Origin of the sequence: Streptomyces sp. NBC_00490 (assembly GCF_036013645.1) — a bacterium.
In the GTDB taxonomy this organism is placed as follows: Bacteria; Actinomycetota; Actinomycetes; order Streptomycetales; family Streptomycetaceae; genus Streptomyces; species Streptomyces canus_F.
The window spans coordinates 7,468,379-7,486,266 of record NZ_CP107869.1; the positions used below are offsets into that span (position 1 = coordinate 7,468,379).

13 protein-coding genes are annotated in these 17,888 nt (G+C 71.8%); 6 read left to right on the forward strand and 7 right to left on the reverse strand.

The genetic code is table 11. The annotated features are described in order from the left end of the window. Nucleotides 1–2 precede the first annotated feature (2 nt). The 4 genes from OG381_RS34140 to OG381_RS34155 all read left to right on the forward strand — a co-directional run bounded on the left by OG381_RS34140 (nt 3) and on the right by OG381_RS34155 (nt 3,919). Nucleotides 3–896 (forward strand): hypothetical protein, encoded by an 894-nt coding sequence (locus OG381_RS34140; RefSeq protein WP_327719838.1) that lies wholly within the window; start codon nt 3–5, stop codon nt 894–896. An 87-nt stretch (nt 897–983) separates the two neighbouring features. Further along, a complete protein-coding gene (locus OG381_RS34145; protein WP_327719839.1) occupies nt 984–1,388 on the forward strand; it encodes a hypothetical protein in 405 nt (134 codons plus the stop codon). A gap of 112 nt (nt 1,389–1,500) precedes the next feature. Further along, complete coding sequence (locus tag OG381_RS34150; protein ID WP_327719840.1) at nt 1,501–2,676, forward strand: pyridoxal phosphate-dependent aminotransferase; 1,176 nt, start codon at nt 1,501–1,503, stop codon at nt 2,674–2,676. Nucleotides 2,677–2,815: 139 nt separating this feature from the next. Next, nucleotides 2,816–3,919, forward strand: a complete 1,104-nt coding sequence (locus OG381_RS34155; RefSeq protein ID WP_327719841.1) for an NAD(P)/FAD-dependent oxidoreductase — start codon at nt 2,816–2,818, stop codon at nt 3,917–3,919. 97 nt (nt 3,920–4,016) lie between these two features. Here OG381_RS34155 and katG read toward each other — a convergent pair whose 3' ends face one another. The 5 genes from katG to OG381_RS34180 all read right to left on the reverse strand — a co-directional run bounded on the left by katG (nt 4,017) and on the right by OG381_RS34180 (nt 10,723). Continuing rightward, on the reverse strand, nt 4,017–6,209 hold the full coding sequence (gene katG / locus OG381_RS34160; protein WP_327719842.1) for a catalase/peroxidase HPI: 2,193 nt from the start codon (nt 6,207–6,209) through the stop codon (nt 4,017–4,019). Between the two features lie 29 nt (nt 6,210–6,238). Beyond that, nucleotides 6,239–6,676: a Fur family transcriptional regulator gene (locus OG381_RS34165; RefSeq protein WP_327719843.1), complete on the reverse strand. Its 438-nt coding sequence runs from the start codon at nt 6,674–6,676 to the stop codon at nt 6,239–6,241. Nucleotides 6,677–6,800: 124 nt separating this feature from the next. Then, nucleotides 6,801–9,905 (reverse strand): FAD-binding and (Fe-S)-binding domain-containing protein, encoded by a 3,105-nt coding sequence (locus tag OG381_RS34170; protein WP_327719844.1) that lies wholly within the window; start codon nt 9,903–9,905, stop codon nt 6,801–6,803. 79 nt (nt 9,906–9,984) lie between these two features. After that, a complete protein-coding gene (locus OG381_RS34175; protein ID WP_327719845.1) occupies nt 9,985–10,194 on the reverse strand; it encodes a hypothetical protein in 210 nt (69 codons plus the stop codon). 46 nt (nt 10,195–10,240) lie between these two features. Further along, entirely contained in the window at nt 10,241–10,723 is a 483-nt protein-coding gene (locus tag OG381_RS34180; protein WP_327719846.1) for a MarR family winged helix-turn-helix transcriptional regulator, read from the reverse strand. Between the two features lie 139 nt (nt 10,724–10,862). Here OG381_RS34180 and OG381_RS34185 point away from each other — a divergent pair, with 139 nt between their 5' ends. Continuing rightward, complete coding sequence (locus OG381_RS34185; protein WP_327719847.1) at nt 10,863–11,378, forward strand: YceI family protein; 516 nt, start codon at nt 10,863–10,865, stop codon at nt 11,376–11,378. On the opposite strand, the gene OG381_RS34190 is transcribed toward OG381_RS34185, so the two are convergent. Together OG381_RS34190 and OG381_RS34195 are read right to left on the reverse strand one after the other, a co-directional pair. Next, nucleotides 11,359–13,050, reverse strand: a complete 1,692-nt coding sequence (locus OG381_RS34190; protein WP_327722622.1) for a hypothetical protein — start codon at nt 13,048–13,050, stop codon at nt 11,359–11,361. The genes OG381_RS34185 and OG381_RS34190 overlap by 20 nt on opposite strands. Nucleotides 13,051–13,160: 110 nt before the next feature. Then, nucleotides 13,161–17,204, reverse strand: a complete 4,044-nt coding sequence (locus OG381_RS34195) for a bifunctional nitrate reductase/sulfite reductase flavoprotein subunit alpha (protein ID WP_327719848.1) — start codon at nt 17,202–17,204, stop codon at nt 13,161–13,163. A 230-nt stretch (nt 17,205–17,434) separates the two neighbouring features. Between OG381_RS34195 and OG381_RS34200 the strand changes: the two genes are divergently transcribed. Further along, a complete protein-coding gene (locus tag OG381_RS34200) occupies nt 17,435–17,824 on the forward strand; it encodes a cell division protein SepF (RefSeq protein WP_046263090.1) in 390 nt (129 codons plus the stop codon). Nucleotides 17,825–17,888 lie beyond the last annotated feature (64 nt).

Consider the following 17,888-nt stretch of genomic DNA (forward strand, 5'->3'; position numbering starts at 1 on the left):
GCATGACGGACCAGCACGGGTGCGCGTTCGAGGGCTGCCGCCCCCGGCGGAACACCGGCGCGCGGCTGATCGACCCGCGCATGCCGGAACTGGCGCGCTGCCTGACCCTCTTCCAGTACGTCCAGGCCGTCACCGGGGGACCGGTCGCGCGCATCGACCAGGCCGGCAGCTACGCCGTCCCGAGCCTGCGCGGCGACGCGTTCGCCGTGCACCCGGGCGAGATCGCGCTGCGTCTGGACGCGGACGGGGTGGACACGGCCGTCGTCGCGCGGGACGAGGGCTCGGTCGCCGTGCGCCTGCTCGACGCGCAGGGCCGGATCGTGCACGAGGGGCGGCTGCTCTCCGACGGGGACCGGCTGCTGGCCGGGCTCGCCCCCACGGTCCACGCCGGGTCGACGGCCGCGGCACCTTCCCCGGTCCGCGACGTACCGGCGTGGGAGAACGGCGACCAGCTCGCCCAGCTCGACGCGATCCTCGCGGACGGCGGGCTCGCCCGGCGTGCCGCGTTCGACCGCTACCGGGGCGAGCACCGGGACATCGACGTCGATGTCGTGCCCGCGGTCCTCGACCACGTCTGCTCCGTCGGACTGCCGATCGGCGTCGCGGTGTTCGCCCCCTCGGCCATGCAGGCATGCGCCGGCCGGGTCCACGTCACCGACCGGACCACCGGCGGGCGGGTGTTCGCGGCGATCGCGCGGAGCTCGGTGGAGATCGACCTCGCGGGCGTCCGGGCCTGCCGGCTGGTCCGCTCCACGGCGGCCCAAGGCCCGACCTCGGCGCTCGAACTCGACGACGCCGACGGCCGCTGCGCCGCGGTCGTCACCCAGTTCGGGATCGTGGGCGAGCAGGTGCACACGGCGTGGGAGCACCTCGCGGCGTCGCTGCCCGGCGCATAGCCCGGGCGCACGGAAATTCAGGATCAACTTCCTTTGTCCTCAGGTAGGTTCGGGCGCGACCAGTTGTTCGAAGAGAGGAACGCTGTCTTGCGCACGTCCCATCGCCGACTGACGACCGTTCTCGGGCTCGCCGCGGCCTCCGCATCGGCGCTCGCCCTCGGCATCGCCCCGGCCCAGGCCGCCGGCGAGGTCTACGAGGCCTCCAACTCCATCATCTCGTCGAACGTCACCGCGAAGACGTACTTCGCCGCCGACGGCGAGATCCTCACCGCCCTCGACATGGCGAAGGACGGCCACGGCACCGCCGCCCAGTGGCGGTACAACTCCAGCTCCGCCACCCACTCGTACTACAACGGCTCCGGCTACGCCGTCGCCCACGACTGGAACCTGTCCTTCGCGGAGGGCACCACCCTCCAGATCCGCGCCTGTCTCCAGGAAGGCTCCGACGGCACCCCGTACAGCTGCGGTGGCTGGGAGTACGCCAAGGCCTGAGCACCAGGTCCGACGGTCGCACGGCAGTGAAGGGGCGGGCCCGCGGGCCCGCCCCTTCCGTGACCGCTTAGGGTCGAGGCGTTCCGTCCCTCGTCGAGCCGGAGGTCGCCGCATGCGGATCTCGCAGCGGGCCCAGTCCGTCGCCCCGTTCTACGCCATGGAGTTCGGCAAGCATGCCGCCGCCCTGGAGGCCCAGGGCCACCACGTCGTCAAGCTCAGCCTCGGGGAGCCCGACTTCGGCGCGCCCCCGGCCGTCGTCGAGGCGATGCGGACGGCCATGGACGGGCGGCCCATGAGCTACACCGAGGCCCTCGGGATGCCGTCCCTGCGGCAGGCGATCGCGGGGTTCTACGGGGAGCGGCACGGCGTCGACGTCGACCCGGGCCGTGTCGTCGTGACCGCCGGGGCCTCGGCCGCCCTGGTGCTGGGCGCGGCCGCCCTGGTCGACGCCGGGGACGAGGTGCTCATCGGCGACCCGTCCTACCCCTGCAACCGGCAGATCATGGAGAGCTTCGGCGCCCGGGTCACGCTCGTCCCGACCAGCGCGGCCTCCCGTTTCCAGCTGGACGCGGAGTCCGTGCGGTCGCACTGGACGGACGGCACGCGCGGGATCATGGTCGCCACCCCCTCCAACCCGACCGGCACCTCCATCCCGGAGGGCGAACTGGCCGCGCTGTGCGACCTCGCCCGGGAGCGGGACGCGTGGCGGATCGTCGACGAGATCTACCTGGACCTCGGTGACCACGACGACCAGGGCCGGCCGCCGCGCAGCGCGCTGGCGTACGACCCCGACGCCGTCGTCATCAACAGCTTCTCGAAGTACTTCGGCATGACCGGCTGGCGGCTCGGCTGGTGCGTCGTCCCGGAGATCCTCGTACCGGCGCTGGAACGTCTGGCGCAGAACTACTTCCTGTGCGCCTCGACCCCCGCCCAGCACGCCGCGCTGGCCTGCTTCACCCCCGACTCCCTCGCCGTCTGCGAGGAGCGGCGCGCCGAGTTCGGGCGCCGGCGCGCGCTCGTCCTCGACGGCCTGGCACAGCTCGGACTGCCGGTGCCCGTGCCGCCCGACGGGGCGTTCTACGTCTACTTCGACGTCAGCGGAACCGGGCTCACCTCGTGGGAGTTCTGCGCCCGGGCCCTCCAGGAGGCGCATGTCGCGCTCACCCCGGGGCGGGACTTCGGGGTGGGCACGGCGGAGACGCATGTACGCCTGTCGTACGCGGCCTCCGCCGGGGAACTGCGCGAAGGGATCGCCCGCCTGGGGAAGTTCGTCGCGGCGCTGCGGTAGCGCGTCGCTTCACGGAACGCACACACACCTCACCCTTTAGCTTTAAAGTTCAAGCGATAGGCTCGACGCCAGTCGAGTGGGGGCGACGGAGCCCACGCGCCGCGCTGCTCACTTCCCCCCACATGCACAGGAGAGTCGTGTGAGCGACGGCGACGTAGTGGTGATCGGCGGCGGCTACGCGGGAGTCCGCCTGGCGAAAAAGCTGGACGGCACGGCGCGGGTCACGCTGGTGGACCGCAAGGAGGTCTTCTTCCACCGCATCGCCTCACTGCGCGCCGGGATCCGGCCGGAGTGGTCGGTGACGCCGTTCATCCCGTACGACCGGCTGCTGAACGGCGGCCGGGTGGTGCTGGGCAAGGCGCTGCGCATCGACACGGAGGCCCGGCAGGTCGTCCTGGCGACGGGGGAGCGGCTGCCGTACGACGTGGTGGTGATCGCCACCGGCGCCGACTATCCCGAACCGGCCCGCTTCAACGGCACCACCCCGGACGAGGCGGTGAAGGCCTTCGCCGGGCACCAGCAGGCGGTCGCCCGTGCCGGGCACGTCCTCGTGGTCGGCGGCGGGCCCTCCGGCGTGGAGCTCAGTGCGGAGATACGGCTGGCCCGGCCGGACGCCCGCGTCACGCTGGCCCACTCCGGGTCGGCGCTGCTGCACGGCACGGGCAGTGAGCGCGCCGGGCGCAGGGCGCTGGCCTGGCTGGAGGCGCACGACGTGGACGTGCGGCTGAACTCCTTCATGTCGCCCGGCTTCGACTTCGGCACCTATCGCGACGCGCACGGCAACGTCATGGAGGCCGACCTCTCCTTCTGGGCCACCGGCACCACCCCCAACACGCTCTGGCTACGACTCGGCGGCCACGGCGACTGGCTGAACCACTCCGGACACGTCAAGGTCGACCGCACGCTCCGGGTCGACGGGCGCCCGGACGTCTTCGCGGTCGGTGACGTCAACGACGCTACGGAGCTGAAGATCACCCCGGCCGCGCTGGCCCAGGCCGACCTGGCGTTCCACAACATCCGCGCCCACCTCCAGAGCGGCAGGCACCGCAAGGAACCCCGCTTCTACCGGCCTCTCCACCGCACCCCCCTCATCGTCCCCTTCGGCTCGGCCGACGGCATGACCCTGCTGCCGGTGCCGGGCGGGGAGAGCGCGGTGCTGGGAGGACGGACGTCGGTGCTGGCGAAGGCGAAGACGCTGATGACGCCTTATATGCGGCGGCAGTTGGGGTACACGGCGGCCTGAGGCGACGGAGCGGCCGGCCGGCCACCCGCGGAGGAACGGGGAACGCCCCGGCCGACCCGTGAGGGCCGGCCGGGGCGTCCCGGCGATCGGATCAGGCTCAGACCAGGTCGAAGCGGTCCGCGTTCGACACCTTGACCCACGCGGCGACGAAGTCCTTCACGAACTTCTCCTTCGCGTCGTCGCTCGCGTAGACCTCGGCGACCGCGCGGAGCTCGGAGTTCGAGCCGAAGACGAGGTCGGCACGCGTACCGGTCCACTTGACCGCGCCCGAGGCGTCACGGGCCTCGAAGTGGTTCTGGTCCTCGGAGGTCGACTTCCACTCGATGCCCAGGTCGAGCAGGTTGACGAAGAAGTCGTTGCTGAGGACGCCGGGGGTCTCGGTGAGGACACCGAGGGACGTCCCGCCGTGGTTGGCGCCCAGGACGCGCAGACCGCCGACGAGGACGGTCAGCTCGGGGGCGCTCAGGCCGAGCAGGTTCGCCTTGTCGAGCAGCAGGTACTCGGCCGGGAGGCGGTTGCCCTTGCCCTGGTAGTTGCGGAAGCCGTCCGCGGTCGGCTCGAGGGCGGCGAACGACTCGGCGTCCGTGTGCTCCTCGGTCGCGTCGACACGGCCCGGGGTGAAGGGCACCTCGACGGCGTGGCCGGCGTCCTTGGCGGCCTTCTCGACCGCGGCGGCACCGCCGAGGACGATCAGGTCGGCCAGGGAGACCTTCTTGGCGCCGGAGCCCGCGTTGAACTCGGACTGGACGCCCTCCAGGACCCGCAGGACCTGGGCCAGCTCGTCGGGCTGGTTGACCTCCCAGCCGGCCTGCGGCTGCAGACGGATGCGGGCACCGTTGGCACCGCCGCGCTTGTCGCTGCTGCGGAAGGTGGACGCGGACGCCCACGCGGTCGACACCAGCTGCGAGACGGTCAGACCCGAGTCGAGGAGCTTGGCCTTGAGGGCCGTGACGTCGGCGGCGTCGATGGTCTCGCCCTCGGCCTGCGGCAGCGGGTCCTGCCACAGCAGGGTCTCCGCCGGGACCTCCGGGCCGAGGTACAGGGACTTCGGGCCCAGGTCACGGTGGGTCAGCTTGTACCAGGCGCGGGCGAAGGCGTCCGCGAACTGGTCCGGGTTCTCGTGGAAGCGCTTCGAGATCTCGCCGTAGATCGGGTCGAAGCGCAGCGAGAGGTCGGTGGTGAGCATCGTGGGCAGACGCTTCTTCGACGGGTCGTGCGCGTCGGGGATGATCGCCTCGGCGTCCTTGGCCACCCACTGGTTGGCGCCGGCGGGGGACTGGGTCAGCTCCCACTCGTAGCCGAAGAGGATGTCGAAGAAGTCGTTGCTCCACTGGGTGGGCTTGGTGGTCCAGGTGACCTCGAGCCCGGAGGTGATGGCGTCGCCGCCCTTGCCGGTGCCGTAGGTGCTGGCCCAGCCGAGGCCCTGGGCCTCGATCGGGGCGGCCTCGGGGTCGGCGCCGACGTTGTCCGCCGGGCCGGCGCCGTGGGTCTTGCCGAAGGTGTGACCACCGGCGATGAGAGCGACGGTCTCCTCGTCGTTCATCGCCATGCGGCGGAACGTCTCGCGGATGTCGCGGGCCGCGGCGAGCGGGTCCGGGTTGCCGTTGGGGCCCTCGGGGTTGACGTAGATGAGGCCCATCTGGACGGCGCCGAGCGGGCTCTCCAGCTCACGGTCGCCGGAGTAGCGCTGGTCGTCGAGCCAGGTGGTCTCGGGACCCCAGTACACGTCCTCGTCGGCCTCCCAGACGTCGGCGCGGCCGCCGCCGAAGCCGAAGGTCTCGAAGCCCATCGTCTCCAGCGCCACGTTGCCCGTGAGGATCATGAGGTCGGCCCAGGAGATGGACTGGCCGTACTTCTTCTTGACCGGCCACAGCAGCCGGCGGGCCTTGTCCAGGTTGCCGTTGTCCGGCCAGCTGTTCAGCGGAGCGAAGCGCTGCTGGCCACGGCCGCCACCGCCACGGCCGTCGCTGATGCGGTAGGTGCCGGCGCTGTGCCAGGCCATCCGGACCATCAGCGGGCCGTAGTTGCCGAAGTCCGCCGGCCACCAGTCCTGCGAGGTGGTCAGGACCTCGGCGATGTCCTGCTTGACGGCCGCGAGGTCGAGGTTGCCGAACGCCTCGGCGTAGTCGAACTCCTCACCGAGCGGGTTCGCGACGACCGGGTCCTTCGCGAGGATCTTCAGGTTGAGGCGCTCCGGCCACCACTGACGGTTTCCGCCGCCCTGGGTGGGGTGTGCGGCGCGCTCGTGCGCGACCGGGCATTTACCTTCAGCGGCGCTGTTCTCGGACATGAGGGGTAATTCCTTCCGGGGTGTGGTGCTCAAGCCTTGCGGGCGGTGGAACAGGAGGGGCACAGGCCCCAGTAGATGACCTCGGCCTCGTCGATGGCGAAGCCCTGGTCGTCCGAAGCGGTCAGACAGGGCGCGTGCCCGACCGCGCAGTCGACGTCGACGACGGCCACGCACTCCCGGCAGACCAGGTGGTGGTGGTTGTCGCCGACCCGGCCCTCGTAGCGGGCGGGACTGCCCGGTGGCTCGATACGGCGGACGAGTCCCGCCGCGGTGAGCGCGTGAAGGGCGTCGTAGACGGCTTGTACGGAAATGTGGCCGACCCGGTCCCGGACCCCGGAGGTGAGGGCGTCGACCCCGAGGTGGTCACCTGCGCGGACGGTCTCCAGAAGCGCGACGCGGGCGGCCGTCACCCGCAGGCCGGCCCCCCGCAGATCCCCTGCGGTGGTCGGAGGCTGCGGTGAAGTCATGGGGGCCAACCTACCCCCACAAACACGAATGGTTCAAGAAATGGATTCGTTCCAACTCTGTGCCATGTCGTGTCGCCGTGCGTTCACCTTCCGGACCGGTCCCTCGCGGGCGTGAAGGCGGGCCTCAGCGCCGCGACCGGCGCACGAGTCCCGCCGCCGCCCCTGCCGCGGCCAGCCCGACGCCCGCCAGCGCGATGCCCTGCGCCCGGCGTCCTGGGGCCGCCGGCCGGGCGCCGGGGGCGACTCCGTACGCGCTGCCGTCCGCACCGGGCAACCCGCAGGCCAGCAGCTCCGCCAAGTGCACCGCCTCATGGCCCCCGCTGTCGAATTCGTGGATCTGGGTGCGGCAGCTGAACCCGTCCGCCAGTACCGCCGTGCCCGCGTCCGCCTCCCGCAGCCGGGGCAGCAGCACCCGCTCCGCGCACGCCTCGCTGACGTCGAGATGGCCGGGCTCGAAGCCGAAGTTCCCGGCGAGTCCGCAGCAGCCGGAGTCCAGCCGCTCGGCGTCGACCCCGGCGCGGCGCAGCAGCTCGCGGTCGGCGTCCCAGCCCAGGACCGCGTGCTGGTGGCAGTGCACCTGGGCGAGCGCCCGCGCGGAGCGGTCCGGCACCTGGGGCGGCTCGTAGCCGGGGGAGTGCGCGGTGAGGAGTTCGGCGAGGGTGACGGTCTGTGCGCGCAGCCGCCGTACGTCCGGGTCGCCGGGGAACAGGTCGCCCGCGTCCGAGCGGAACACGGCCGTGCAGCTCGGTTCCAGGCCGACCACGAGGCCGCCGTCGCGCAGATGCCCGGCCAGCCGGCGCACGGTACGGCCCAACACCCGCTCGGCGACACCGAGTTGTCCCGTGGAGATCCAGGTCAGCCCGCAGCACAGCGGCTCTTCGGGCAGCTCGACGCGCCAGCCCGCGTGCTCCAGCAACCGCACGGCCGCGCGGCCGACGTGCGGGTGGAAGTGGTTGGTGAAGGTGTCCGGCCAGAGCAGGACGCTGCCGCGCGCCCCGTCGCCGTACGGCTCATGCCCCGCGAACCACTGCTGCAGCGTCTGCCCGGCGAACAGCGGCACCTCCCGGTTCTCCACGCCCGCGACGGCGACGGCCGCCCGGGACAGCAGCGGCGTGTGGGTGAGGGCGTTGACGACCGGCCCGAGCCGGGCGCGGCCGACGGTCTGCGCGAGGAGCGGCAGCCAGCCCATGGACAGATGCGCGCGCGGCCTGCGCCACCAGCGGCCCTCGTAGTGGTGGGACAGGAACTCCGCCTTGTAGGTGGCCATGTCGACGTCGGCCGGGCAGTCCTTCTTGCACCCCTTGCAGGCCAGGCACAGGTCGAGCGCGTCCCGTACCGCCTCGGAGCGCCAGCCGTCCTGGATCGCGCTGTCGCCGTGCCCGTCGAGCATCTCGAACAGCAGCCGGGCCCGTCCGCGCGTGGAGTGCTCCTCCTCCCGGGTGACCTGGTACGAGGGGCACATCACGGAGCCCTTGGTCTCCAGCTGGCGGCATTTGCCCACGCCCACGCACCGGTTGGCGGCCGAGGCGAAGGAGCCGCCGTCCTCCGGGAAGCCGAAGTGCAGGTCGAGGGGGTCGTACGGGGTCCAGTCGCCGCCGAGGCGCAGGTTCTCGTCGAGCCGGTACGGGGCCACGACCTTCCCGGGGTTCATCCGGTCGCGGGGATCGAAGACCGCCTTCAACTGCCCGAAGACCGCCACCAGTTGCTCCCCGAACATCCTGGGGAGCAGCTCGCCCCGGCTCTGGCCGTCCCCGTGTTCGCCGGAGAAGGAGCCGCCGAACTCGACGACGAGGTCGGCGGCGCGTTCCATGAACCGCCGGTAGGCGGCGACCCCGTCGGCGGAGTACAGGTCGAAGGGGATCCGGGTGTGCACGCACCCCTGCCCGAAGTGGCCGTACAGGCTCGGCCCCGCGTCGCTCTGGTAGCCGAACTCCTCGTACAGGCCCCGCAGTCGGCGCAGGTAGTCGCCGAGCCGCTCGGGCGGCACCGCCGAGTCCTCCCAGCCCTCGAAGGTGTCCGGCCGGTCGGGCACATGGGCGGTGGCCCCGAGCCCGGCCTCCCGCACCTGCCACAACTCCGCCTGGTGCGCGGGTTCGTCGAGGAAGGCGACCTCCGGGTCGTGCTCGGACTCATGGAGCGCGTCCAGCATCCGGTGCGCCCGTTCGTCCACCTCCCCGACGGTGTCGCCGCCGAACTGCACCATCAAGTAGGCGCCTCCCTCGGGGAGTTGGGCGCGCGCCTTGGGGTTGAGGTGCTTGAGCTGCTCGTCGTGCAGGAGGTAGGAGTCGAGGCCCTCCAGGGCGATCGGCTCGTACGGCAGGATCTCCGGTACGGCGTCGGCGGCCCGGTCGATACCGGGGAACCCCAGGACCACCAGCGCGCGTTCCTTCACCACCGGCACCAGTTTCAGTTCCGCCCGCAGGACGGTGACGAGCGTCGACTCGCTGCCGACGAGGAGCCCGGCGACGTCGAAGCCGTGCTCGGGGAGCAGGGAGTCGAGGTTGTAGCCGGAGACGCGGCGCGGGATGTCGGGGTAACGGCGGCGGATCTCGTCGGCGTGGGCGTCGCGCAGGGCGCGCAACTGCCGGTAGACCGCGGCCCGCAGATCACCTTGCCGCTCGATCTCGGCGTACTCCTCGTCACTCGTCCTGCCGCACCAGAACCGGGTGCCGTCGTAGAGCAGCACCTCCAGACGGGCGACGCCGTCGACGACCTTGCCGTACGCCTGTGCCGTGGCTCCGCAGGAGTTGTTGCCGATCATGCCGCCGATCGTGCAGTTGGCGTGGGTCGCGGGCTCGGGTCCGAAACGCAGTCCGGTCGGGGCGAGTCGCCGATTGAGCTCGTCGAGGACGATGCCGGGCTGGACGACACAGGTACGGGCTTCGGTGTCCACGGACTCCAGCGTGTTGCCGTACTTGGACCAGTCGATCACCACGGCCGTGTTGGTGCACTGCCCGGCCAGACTGGTCCCCCCGCCCCGCGACAGCACGGGCGCGTCGTGCTCCCGGGCGACGGCGACCGCCTCCACCGCCGCCTCGGGTGTGTGCGGCACGACCACCCCGATCGGTGTCTGCCGGAAGTTGGAGGCATCGGTGGAGTAGGCGGCCCGGCTCCCGTCGTCGAAGCGGACCTCACCGTCGACACGGTCGCGCAGGGCGGCCTCCAGGGACCTCGCGTCGACCCTCGCCCCTCGTCGTACGACGGGAGCGGGCAGCTCCGACCCGCCCATGATCGCCTCCTCCGCTGCGGCCCGCGACAAGGTGCGCCACGGGTACCCGGCGCGGTACGGGGCAATCAGCGGACGGTGATCACCGGCCCTGGCAGGCCCGGGAGCGGAAGCCCTCGACGGACCCCGTCTCGCAGCCGCCGCCGGCCGTGTCGAGCGGCCAGGTCGCGGATCCCTTCACGGACACGTCGCCGCTCCACCTCCCGACCTCGACCGACCTGCTCGCATCCGAGTCGGCGGGCTTGCTGTCGGTGTACAACGTGGCGCCGTCGATGTGATCGTGACAGACCATCAGCACCCCCATCGGCGAGATCCGGGAACAGGCCCCGCGCCCGCGACTACTCCGGTGCCGCGCCCTCGGCGAAGTCGGGCATCAGCGCGCCCATCGCCTCGCGCTGGGTGGGTCCCATGATGCGGGCCAGCGCCTCCTTGACCGTCTGCGCCAGGACCCCCGAGGCGTCCTTCAGCAGGCCCCGGGCCTTCTCGGTGAGGGCGACCTCGATGCCGCGCTTGTCGCCGCAGACCGATTGGCGGGTGACGAGGCCGGCGTGCTGGAGGCAGGCGATCTGGTAGGTGAGGCGGGTCTTGGGGCGGCCCAGGAGTTCGGCGATCCGCGTCATGCGCAGACCTTCCGAGGGGTTCCCGGCCAGCAGACACAGGACCAGGAACTCGTCGTGCGAGACGTCCAGCCGCTCCTTGACCACGGAGCGCAGCTCCTGCTCGACGGCTCCGGTCGCGGCCAGCATCAGCATCCAGGCGTGCAGCTCTGCGGGCAGGAGCCCGTCACCTGCGGTGGAGGGGCAGTCGGAGTGGTCGGCCATGACACCCAGTCTACCTGTTGTCCAATTTTGAATCAGATGACTCGGAGGGGTTGTTCATATTTGGATGACCCGATAGCGTGAGGTCATTCAAATTTGGATGACCTCTGGACATGAACATCAGCACGAAGGAGACCCCGCCATGACCGTCGCCGTGGAAACAGGCCTGTGGCAGCTCGACACCGCCGCCTCGACCGTCGCGATCAAGCACAAGTCGATCTGGGGGCTCGTCACCGTGAAGGGCGCCTTCACCGCCGTCACCGGCCAGGGCGAGGTCCGCCCCGACGGATCCGCCGTCGGCACCCTGACCCTGGCCGTCGCGTCCCTGGACACCAAGAACCCCAAGCGCGACACCCACCTGAAGGGCCCCGACTTCTTCGACGCCGACAACCACCCCGAGCTCACCTTCGCGGTCCGCAGCGCCGAACTCCGCGACGGCGACCAGGTCCACGTCGTCGGCCAGCTCACCGCGCGCGGCATCAGCCGCCCCCAGACCTTCACCGCCCGCCTCACCGGCGCGGACGCCGACGCCCTCACCCTGGACGCCGAATTCTCCGTGGACCGCAACCAGTTCGGGATGGGCTGGAACCAACTCGGCATGATCGCCCGCCTCACCACGGTCACCGCCACCCTCCGCTTCATCCGGACGGCAGCCTGACGTACACGCTCGACAGCGTCTGCGGTACGGCGGTGAAGGCCCGCAGCCGGATTCGCGCGCCCGCGCGGGGCAGCCCGTACCCCCCGGCGGGCGGCCGGAGTTCATAACGCGCCGTGGCGTGGGCGGGCAGCGTCGCCGGCCCCCGGACGACCGTCCAGTACCGGCTCATGCCCTGTCCCACGGTCAGCATGAAGTGGGGCGTGAGGGCGCTGTCGGCCGTGTTGACGACCCGGATCGTCAGCCGGGAGCCGTCGGCAGGCCTGGCCCGCTGCAACCCGGTGACCCGCATCCGCAGCGGCGGCGTGCCCGTCACCGCCAGGGCCGCGCTGACCAGCGCCGGCGACAGCACGAGCAGGGCCACCGCGATCCGTGCCGCACGGGAGCCCGGTCGCGGGCCCGGCTGCCACGCGTCCGCGAACTCCGACGCGGGGGCGGTGACGGCCGCCGCCAGCCACAGCGGCGTCATCATCAGGTAGTAACCGTCCTGCGAACGCGTCGCCAGGAAGAAGGCACACCACGGCAGCACGGTCGCGGCGGGCCCCAACCGCCGTACGAACAGCACGAACAGCACCAGCAGACCCGCCGCCAGCAGCATGCTCGCGTGCCCGTACCAGTCCAGCCGGTCGCTGCCGCCCGTGAGATACGCGGACACGTCCACCAGGCCCTGCCCGTGCAGCACCGCGCCCTGGGTCAACGGCAGGGCGACACCGGTGAGCCAGGGGCCCGGCTCGCTCACGAGGAAGTACGTGTCGATCAGCAGCCACACGGTGGCGGCGACCCCGACGACCCGCAGCACGACCAGCGCCGCGCCCCGGCCGCCGAGCTCCCCGCGGCGCACCGCGTAGATCCCGGCCAGCAGGAACGGCGCGAGGAACCACGGCAGTTGCTGCGCCGCACACGCCGCTCCCAGGCACACGGCCCGCGCCACCCCGGCCGCGCCCAGCAGCCCGCCCCGCCCGATCCGCGGCCAGCGCACCACCACCGGCACCAACAGGGCGAGCGCGAGGATCGCGGGATAGCCGAGCCGGCCGTACTGCGGCAGCATCGCGAAGCCCAGGCACACCATGGTCGCCGCCGGACGCCACGGCACCGGCAGCATCCGCCACAGCACCACCGCGCCGACGACCAGCGCACCCGTGCTCACCGCCGTCGCCGGGGTGCCGCCGTGGCCCAGCCACAGCAGGGGCGCGGTCAGCAGCGGGGCGAGCGGGGGATAGCCGTACGTGAAGTCGTAGCCGCCGGTCACCGTGGGGGTCAGGGCGACGCCGTGACCGAAGAGCCAGGGCCACGACCGGCCGTAGACGGGGTGCCCCGCGACCAGCTCCCGGGCGGCCTGCGTGGTCAGGAGCGCCTCGTCGCTGCCCTGGTGGAGCACCGACCAGGCGCACAGCGTCAGGGTCACGGCCGTCACCAGCACGCACAGGTCGACGCGGGCAAGCGAACGGGTCCGGCGCACCACCAGCGCCAGCACCCCGCACACCAGGATCGAGGCGTAGCAGACCGAGATGACCGCGGCCACGGCGACCTGGTGCGAGGCCGCCTGTGTCCACACCGCGCGGGTCCCGATGAGGAGGCTGATGTCGGCGAGCAGCGTCAGGACGCGATGCCACTGCGCGGGTGTTTCCGGACCGGGGGAGGACACCGCCGACTGTGTGCGCCGACCGGGTGTCACCGGCTTCAGTTCTGCCAAGTGCACGGCACCGGACCGTAATCGCGCCCGGTGAGCGAGGTGGTGGGGGAGGTGAAGAGTCCGGTAGGAGAGGGGTAAGAAAGCGAGGTTTGTCAGTAGACGTCCCGCACATACCTTTTCGCCGCGGCCAACTGCTTCACATACGCCGACGCCTCCTGCTCGCCCAGCCCGCCGTGCGCGACCGCGATGTCCTTCAGCGCCCGGTCCACGTCCTTGGCCATCCGGGAGGCGTCCCCGCACACATAGAAGTGGGCACCGTCCTGGAGCCAGCGCCACAGCTCGGGGCCGTGCTCGCGCATCCGGTCCTGGACGTAGACCTTCCGGCGCTGGTCGCGGGAGAAGGCGGTGTCGAGACGGGCGAGGGTGCCCTCGTCGAGCAGCTCGGTCAGCTCCTGCTCGTAGTAGAAGTCGCTGGCCCGGTGCTGCTCCCCGAAGAACAGCCAGTTGGGCGCCCGGTGCCCGAGCGCGCGCCGCTCCTGGAGGAAGCCCACGAACGGCGCGACCCCCGTGCCGGGACCGACCATCACCATCGGCGTCGCCGGGTCGGCTGGCGGCCTGAAGTGCGGGGAGGCCTGGACGAACACCGGCACCTCGGTGCCCGCCTCGGCGTCCGCGAGGAACGGCGAGCAGACCCCGCCGCGCGGTGTGCCGCGCAGGTTCTCGTACCGCACGACGGACACCGTCAGCGAGACCAGGTTCGCGTCGACGAGGGGGCTGGAGGATATGGAGTACAGGCGCGGCTGAAGCTTCTTGAGGACGGCCGCCCAGTCCCGCGCGTCCGCCCGCACCGGATGCTCGGCGAGCACATCCACCGCCTGCCGTCCCCAACTCCACTGCGCCAGGCCGTCCTTGTTGTCGGGCCGCAGGAGCTTCTTCAACTCCCGCCCGTCACGGACGCGTTCACCGACGAAGCGGAGGAAGTCGGGGGTGATACGGGTGATGTCGAGGTGCCGGTGCAGGGCCTCCGCGAAGGGGACCTCGCCGACCCCGTCCAGGTCCACGGCGGTCGATCCGTCGACACCGGTGACCGCCAGCCACTCCTCCACCAGGGCGGCCGAGTTGACCGGCCGCACGCCGAGCGCGTCCCCCGCCTCGTACGTCAGCGGGGTCCCGCTCGTGTCAAAGGTGAACCGCCGGACCTCCTTGACCGCGCCGGGCAGGCTCAGCAGCCGGTTGCCGACGAGGCGGGCTGTGGTGACGGCGGGCCTGGGGGAGCGGGCGGGCCGCTTCGGCGCCTCGGTGGCGGCGGTGGGGCGGGTGCTGGTCTCGCTTCCCAGCGCGGAGAGCACCTCGTCCAGCCAGGCGTCCGCGGACGGCTCGAAGTCCGGCTCGCAGTCGGTACGCGGCGCCAGCCGCACCCCGCCCAGCTCGTCGAGGCGGTCGTCGAGCCGTCGCCCGTGCCCGCAGAAGTCGTCGTAGGAGGAGTCGCCGAAGGCCAGGACGGAGTAGCGGACGCCGTCCAGGCGCGGGGCCTGCTCGGCGGCGAGCCGGTCCCAGAAGCCGGAGCCGTTGTCGGGCGCGTCGCCGTCCCCGAAGGTGCTGGTGACCAGCAGCAGGTCGGCGCCCCGGGGCAGCGCGCCCGGGTCGGTGTCGTCCATGCCGACCAGCAGGGGGCGGTGTCCGCTCGCGGAGAGCCGGTCGGCGACGGCACCGGCGAACTCCTCCGCGTTCCCGGTCTGCGAGGCCCACAGCACGACCACCTCACGGCCGGGCTGCGTGCGGGGCGCCTGGGCCGTCCGCGAGTACATGCCGGCCAGCACCCCGTTGACCCACAGCGCGTGCTCGGGACTGAACGGCGCGTCCGGCGGCAGCACCGGGACGCCGGGGGCGCCGGAGTCGATGCCCGCGAGGAAGCCGGTCAGATACAGGCGCTCCTGGGCGGTCAGGACGGGCGGCGGGGCGGGGTCGAGGCCGAAGGGATCGGCGCCGGGGGTGACGGAGGTGGGGGTGACGGAGGTGGGGACGAGGACCGCGGGTGCGGGCACCGGCGCGGGAGCGGCGGAGACCCGGGTCAGCGACACCGCGCACACCTTGAACTCCGGCTGGAAGGAGATCGGGTCCACCGCGTCGCTGGTCACGGCGTTGACGCTCAGATACTCGCCGAAGAGGTCGTTCCAGTGGAACGGCGCGAAACAGCACCCCGGCCGCACCCGGTCCGTCACCACCGCGGGCAGCACCGCCCGCCCCCGCCGCGAGGCCACCTCCACCCGGTCGCCCTCGGCGATCCCGAGTGCGCCGGCGTCCTCGGGGTGCAGTTCCACGAACGGCCCGGGGTTCAGCTTGTTGAGCTTGGCGACCCTTCCGGTCTTGGTCAGCGTGTGCCACTGGTGCTGCACCCGCCCCGTGTTCAGCACGAAGGGGAAGTCGTCGTCCGGCATCTCCGCGGCGGGTAGGTGCGGCCGCGCGTGGAAGACGGCCCGGCCGCTCGCGGTGGGGAAGCGCAGCCCGTCGTCGCTGACGTACCGGATCGGATTGCGCGCGGGCCCGCCCTCGGCGGCCGGCCACTGCACGGGGGTCTCCCGCAGCCGCTCGTAGGTCACCCCGCGCAGGTCCCAGCCCGTGACGGGGTTCCAGGCCCGCCGGATCTCCTCGAAGACCTGCTCGGCGCTGTCGTACGAGAACCCCTTCTCGTACCCCATCTCCCGCGCGACGGCCGCGATGATCCGCCAGTCCGCCATCGCCTCGCCCGGCGGGTCGGCGACCGGCTGGGTCAGGGTGAGGTTGCGCTCGCTGTTGACGAAGACGCCCTCGCCCTCGGTCCACATCGCCCCGGGGAGCACGACATCGGCGTAGGCATTGGTCTCCGTCTCCCCGAACACGTCCTGGGTGACGACGAACTCGGCGGCCTCCAGGCCCTCGATGACGGTACGGCGGTTGGCGACCGAGGCGACCGGGTTGGTGCAGATGATCCAGCAGGCCTTGATCTCGCCGTCGGCCATCTTCTGGAACATCTCGACGGTGCCCTTGCCGACGCCGTCCTTGCGGACGGTGCCCGCCGGCAGCTCCCAGAGCTCCTCGACGAACTCCCTCTCGGAGTCGACGAGGACGGACCGCTGACCGGGGAGACCGGGCCCCATGTACCCCATCTCGCGCCCGCCCATGGCGTTCGGCTGGCCGGTGAGGGAGAAGGGGCCGCTGCCGGGGCGGCAGATGGCGCCGGTCGCGAGATGCAGGTTGACCAGGGCGTTGGTGTTCCAGGTGCCGTGCGTGGACTGGTTGAGGCCCATGGTCCACAGGCTCATCCACTCACTGGCCGAGCCAATGAGCCGGGCGGCCTCGCGAAGGTCGTCCTCGTCCAGTCCCGTGATCTCGGCGACGACGTCGGGCGCGTAGTCGGCGAGGAACTCCGGCATCGCCTCCCAGCCCTCGGTGTGGGCGGCGACGAACTCGGGGTCGGTGTGCCCCTCCTCGACCAGAAGGTGCAGCAGACCGTTCAGCAGCGCCAGGTCGGTACCCGGCTTGAGCTGCAGAAACAGATCGGCTTTGGCGGCGGTCGCGGTGCGCCGCGGATCGACGACGATCAGCTTCGCGCCCGCCTTGACCCGCTCCATCATCCGCAGGAAGAGGATCGGATGGCAGTCGGCCATGTTCGACCCGATGACGAGGAAGGCATCGGCCCGGTCGAAGTCCTCGTACGACCCGGGCGGCCCGTCGGCGCCCAGCGACAGCTTGTAACCGGCTCCGGCGCTGGCCATGCACAGCCGGGAGTTCGACTCGATCTGATTGGTGCGGACGAACCCCTTGGCGAGCTTGTTGGTGAGGTACTGGGCCTCCAGGCTCATCTGCCCGGACACATAGAAGGCGACCGAGTCCGGACCGTGCTCGTCGATGACCGCGCGCAGCCGCCGCGCGGTCTCGGCGATGGCGTCGCCGATGGGCGCCGGGACCGGCTCCGCTCCGCGGTCGTCCCGGACCAGCGCGGTGGTCAGCCTCCCGGGCGCGGAGAGCATCTCGGCCGTGGTGGCGCCCTTGGTGCACAGCCGGCCCGCGTTCGCCGGGTGCGCCTTGTCCCCGGAGGCCTTCAGGACCGTACGCCGCCCGTCGGGCCCCATGCCGACGTCCAGCAGGATGCCGCAGCCCACTCCGCAGTAGGAGCAGACCGAGCGCACCTGGGACGTGGGAGTGGTGGGGGTCACACGGGGCCCTTTCCGCGGTCGGTTCTTGCCCCCAGAGCGTACGAATCGCCCATTACGCCGATGTCACATGGCTTGATCATGAGGAGTTACGTCGGACACACACCCGTTCGTGGCGCGATGTGAGGGGGGCGGGTCTGTCGCGGTCCGTGTCGCTGTTGGGCCGAACAGGTGACTTGGCGTAAGAATTGGCCGGTGCAGGCAATCAAGGCGAGCGAGTCCGGGGGGAACCGGTGAGCAGGTACGACGTCACCGATGAACAGTGGGAAGGGCTCGCCCAGGTCGTTCCGTTGCGCGGCCGGGACGCCTGGCCGTCCGCGGTGGACCACCGGGTGCCGCCCGAAGCGGTGACGGAACCGCGCCGCCGCTTCGTCGTGCTGAGGGTGAATGTCTTCGGCGACGCCCGCGAGGTCGCCGAGACCCTGATGGCGGGCATCCCGGTGCTGCTCGACCTGACCGGGGCGGAGGGCGAGGTCGCGAAACGGGTCCTCGACTTCAGTACGGGCGTCGTCTTCGGCCTCGCCAGCGGCATGCACCGCGTGGACCGCAACGTCTTCCTGTTGACCCCGCCCGGCACGGAGGTCAGCGGCCTGATGGAGACCGCGGGCGCCCCCAGCGCCTGAGCCCGGTCCCCCGATCGTAGGAAGCGGCGTCCGGCGGAACGGTTCGCCTCGTTCCGGAGGCTTA